This is a genomic window from Klebsiella sp. 4_1_44FAA, assembly GCF_000238715.1.
Classification (GTDB): Bacteria; Pseudomonadota; Gammaproteobacteria; order Enterobacterales; family Enterobacteriaceae; genus Klebsiella; species Klebsiella pneumoniae.
The window spans coordinates 2,929-7,282 of sequence record NZ_JH414809.1; the positions used below are offsets into that span (position 1 = coordinate 2,929).

At 45.1% G+C, this 4,354-nt stretch carries 4 protein-coding genes and 3 pseudogenes; 1 reads left to right on the forward strand and 6 read right to left on the reverse strand.

The annotated features are described in order from the left end of the window. Nucleotides 1-317: IS5/IS1182 family transposase (locus HMPREF1024_RS0127625; protein ID WP_032287951.1), on the reverse strand; the 317-nt coding region annotated here is incomplete at its 3' end. 348 nt (nt 318-665) lie between these two features. Between HMPREF1024_RS0127625 and HMPREF1024_RS02170 the strand changes: the two genes are divergently transcribed. Continuing rightward, the gene (locus HMPREF1024_RS02170; RefSeq protein WP_009309761.1) at nt 666-1,298 is read left to right on the forward strand and encodes a dienelactone hydrolase family protein; all 633 of its coding nucleotides are present in this window, start codon (nt 666-668) and stop codon (nt 1,296-1,298) included. Nucleotides 1,299-1,352: 54 nt separating this feature from the next. Here the strand turns inward: HMPREF1024_RS02170 and HMPREF1024_RS02165 are convergent, their stop codons facing one another. The 5 genes and pseudogenes from HMPREF1024_RS02165 to HMPREF1024_RS29485 form a co-directional block, all read right to left on the reverse strand. Further along, nucleotides 1,353-2,150, reverse strand: a complete 798-nt coding sequence (locus tag HMPREF1024_RS02165; RefSeq protein WP_009309762.1) for an SDR family oxidoreductase — start codon at nt 2,148-2,150, stop codon at nt 1,353-1,355. Nucleotides 2,151-2,663: 513 nt separating this feature from the next. Then, a pseudogene (locus HMPREF1024_RS28085) lies at nt 2,664-3,274 on the reverse strand (IS3 family transposase); the annotation flags it as partial. A gap of 31 nt (nt 3,275-3,305) precedes the next feature. Next, entirely contained in the window at nt 3,306-3,608 is a 303-nt protein-coding gene (locus tag HMPREF1024_RS0127635; protein WP_032442394.1) for a hypothetical protein, read from the reverse strand. A 58-nt stretch (nt 3,609-3,666) separates the two neighbouring features. Beyond that, nucleotides 3,667-3,975 (reverse strand): annotated as a pseudogene (locus tag HMPREF1024_RS29480) (integrase core domain-containing protein); the annotation flags it as partial. A 16-nt stretch (nt 3,976-3,991) separates the two neighbouring features. After that, nucleotides 3,992-4,354 (reverse strand): annotated as a pseudogene (locus tag HMPREF1024_RS29485) (transposase); the annotation flags it as partial.

The following is a 4,354-nucleotide window of genomic DNA, read 5'->3' on the forward strand; positions in this document are numbered from 1 at the left end:
GGGCAGCGTAGCGGAACGTTCATCAGAGAAAAAATGGAATCAATAAAGCCCTGCGCAGCGCGCAGGGTCAGCCTGAATACGCGTTTAATGACCAGCACAGTCGTGATGGCAAGGTCAGAATAGCGCTGAGGTCTGCCTCGTGAAGAAGGTGTTGCTGACTCATACCAGGCCTGAATAGCTTCATCATCCAGCCAGAAAGTTATGGAGCCACGGTTGATGAGGGCTTTATTGTAGGTGGGCCAGTTGGTGATTTTGAACTTTTGCTTTGCCACGGAACGGTCTGCGTTGTCGGGAAGATGCGTGATCTGATCCTTCAACTCAGCAAAAGTTCGATTTATTCAACAAAGCCAACAAGTGATTGAATACTTTATCGAGCATTTCTCCAGGGGCGACTTTTATATCATTTGCCCGGATGGAACGGTCACCTCAGAAATAGACGCAAAGCGTATAACCTGGGCCTATGAGGATATCATTCAAAATCGCCCAGCACTTTCCAGGTGGCACCCTGACTGGAAAGATAAATTTGAAGAGTTTATGAATTCGTAAATAAAGAATGCTTCACTGAGACCGGTGGCAGCAGGTAAACACAATGCAATCATTAAGTACGAATACAGTAAATTGGTATTCGGGTAATAAGATCTTCTCAGGGCTGTTGATTCATTCGGATGCAGGGACTCGTCCGGGGGGTACTTTTATGCCCCAATATGATGGGCCTTACCGAATCAAATATTGATCATGGAAAACGCATAGCCGCGATGGGGTATACCGTCCTTGTTGCCGATTTATATGGTAGAGGTTTTAGTCTGTCCTCTGATGAAGCTTTTACGATGATGACAGAATTGAAAGATACTCCTGAGGAGATTAATCGATTAAATATTGTTCTTGAGATTCTGGCTGGTGACCAACACGTGATACGGGAGAAAATGGGTGTTGTAGGCTTTTGTTATGGTGGACACTGTGCTTTGGAACTTGCGCGAATTGGCGCTGAAATTAAGACCAGTATCAGTGTACATGGAACGTTAACGACAACACGACCTATAGTTAAAGGCAGGACTTCCGCCAAAGTTGTCGTGCTAAATGGTGCTCGTGATCCTTTTGTTCCCCTTCTACATGTGATTGAATTTTTTAAAGAAATGGTAGCGGCTGAAGCAAATTTTGAGTTCGTCAATTATGCTGAGGCTGTCCACCCTTTTACTTTTCCTAAAGCTGACATTCCAGGCAAGATGTTTTACCACGAGGATATTTGCAATAGGGCATTTAAGCACATTGAAAGTACACTACATGAAGCATTAATTTAACGATTAAATACGAGATAACCAAGAACTATCCTGGTTATCTCGTATTTAACTATTTTATTTTACTGCTGAACCAGGTTCAGAATTTAGACGAGCACGCTGGGCTTTATGAGACTCACTCATTTGTCGATTGTAGACTTCTGCCGCTAATTCTGCATTATCACTCCCATACGCAACTTCATGTTCACTCATTAATGCATACCATGCACGTTCAGCGACTTGTTCCGCAGTCGTATTCTGGTGTGCACCTACCCGAGTGTTGGACTGACCAGCATTAATGAAGAAATTAGTGGCAGTGGCACCAGGCATCAACAAAGTCATTTTTAAGCCCTTGCCGGATAATTCATTGCGAATGGCCCAGAAGAAGGAATTCACAAATGCTTTTGTCGCACCATAGATGGATTCAAAAGGTATTGGCTGCGTGCCAGAAACTGATGATGTCATCAGAACATACCCTCCGCCACGTTTGATCATATCAGGCAAAAATATTTTTGACATATGAACATATGAGTCAACATTGAGTCGGATGAGCTCAAGTTCTTTTGATAAATCGGTACCACCAATAAATGCACCGCCGAGTCCTTGGCCAGCATTGATAACCAGTGCTCCTATATCGAATCCATCTTGTTCCGTTTTTCGCTTAAGTGTTTCTATCTGCTCATACTTACTGAGATCGATGGAATAGGGGATAATTTTTGTGCCGTATTGTTTTAGATCCTCAACTGCTTTAGATAATTTTTCTTCATTCCTTGCGACAGCAATAACATCCCACCCGTTTTGGGCAAATTTGCGAGCAATTTCAAGCCCTATCCCATTCGATGCGCCAGTTATAAGTGCTACTTTATTACCAAGCATAATAACTCCTTTTTGAAGTAATAATAAACCATAGTATCAATTTTTGCTTTTTTCAATGCTTTAATTATTAATCTAAGATTTATTTTAATCTTACAGGAAATATATTGAATATCATAGCTTTAGGTCGATGATTTATTTTCAATGCCACACTGAGTTTAAGTCAATAATGGTTTATTGGTTTCCTTTGTGTTATTCAATTGTTTCAGTCGAGGTTCTTATTGGAGGGAGCTGGTGTGGTGTATCCATTGGAGAGGTTCTATTTTTTCAATTATGTCCATTTAAAGAATAAGATATAAGGGGTTATTTTATTCAAAGTAAAAATTCTACTGCACGTGCTGTCATGGGTATCTTCCTGTTGATTAATACACGACAGACATTTTAACTTAGCCCAGATGGACATTGTATTTATATATATCTGATGGTTATGTCAGGGCTAATTTCAGATGTTCGAGCAGGTCAAAGTTGAATGTTCGCTAAGTGGACTGATCCCATACCTGTAGACAAATTCTGTCCTCACGACGAGGCCTGTTCGAAGACCTCCGGACTGACGCCGCCGAGATGACTGTGGCGCCGGGCCCGGTTGTAGAACACTTCAATGTAATCGAAGATATCCGCCCGGGCCAGATCCCGGTTTTTATATGTGTATTTTGATCCGTTCTTTTTTCAGCGAGCTGAAGAACGATTCGGCCACCGCACTCCCAGCAGTTGCCACGCCGGCTCATACTCGGTGCCAAGTTATTGGCCCGGCAGAAGCGTTGCCAGTCGTCGCTTCCGTACTGGCTGCTCTAGTCCGAGTATACGACGACCTCGCCATCAGATTTACGTCGCCAGACCGCCATTATCAGCGCGTCGAGTGCCAGTTCGCGTGAGAGAGTGAGCTTAATCGACCAGCCGACCACATTACGGGCGAAGAGAGCGATAACCACCGCCAGATACAGCCAGCCCTGCCAGGTGCGGATATCAGTAATATCGGTGACCCAGACCTGATTAGCCCGGACAGCGGTAAACTGCCGCTGCACACGATTAGGCACAACCACTGAAGGTCTGCCAGGGATACAACGCGGAGCTTTATAGCAGCGCACGGCTTTAATCCGGTTCAGTTGCATAATACGGCCCACCCGGTTTTACCGCAGGTTTCCTCTAGATACCTCAACATTATTCTTGGGTAGCAGGTAATGCAGCCAAATCACTACGCCACTGACCTTCTGGTAAAACCTTGTTGATGTGTTGCTGGAGACCTTCTCTGGCCTGTTGAAACTTGCTGGTATCGGCAGAGTTTGCCCGTTGGCAGTTGAACGATGAGGCTTTACTTAACTGCTCAAGGGCCCTCAAGCGCCAGCCACGCCACTCGGCATCACTACAACATCCAGCCAGGCTATCCCGGCAGACCCTAAGCCGGGTGATGTATAAACGGTATTCCGCCACCTTTACCGCGATCGTGTTCTCTGGTTGTTTCATTTTTAATTTTCCTTGTTTGACAGGTATGAGAAATACCCGGCAGGTGAGCTTGTAGTGGTCAAGTAATATTGGCCACGGTTTTACAGTAAAAATGGTATCTGTTCTCAGACTCTTCCGGAGTCAACCCACCGTTATAATGGTGAGGTCTGACGCTGTTGTAGTAGTTCAATATGTAACCATTAATTTGCTGTCGGGCTTCGTCCTTGCCTGCGTAACCATTCACCGGTACCCATTCTGTTTTCAGACTGCGGAAGAAGCGTTCCATGGGACTATTGTCCCAGCAGTTTCCCCGCCGACTGACGCTTTGTTTTATTCTGTAACGCCAGAGAAGTTGTTGATATTTCAGACCGGTATACTGGCTTCCCTGGACGCCCTTCTAAGAGTCAAGCTGTTATCGGGATACTGTTGATCCGCCTGTTTTGATTGCGCAGTAACGTGTAAACTTCGCGGGAGATATATCGCTTTAGACAGCGTATCGCGTCCATTTTTGTATGTCCTTCGGCTACACGCCTGGCGACATATTCCTTTGTTTTTGCGTCAGTTCGTAAGCGTCCGATGGCGATGATGTGAAGTGCACTATTTGCAGCACGATCTCCACCACGATTAAGTCGGTAACGGTTCGTTTTTCCAGAAGAAACGGGGACCGGCTGACACCACACAGTGCCGCAAATCCTGATTCTGATCTTAACCGTTGAGGATTGTCTCCGGCAGTGATCAGCAACTGTGAAGCGCTTTCGTATCCGATA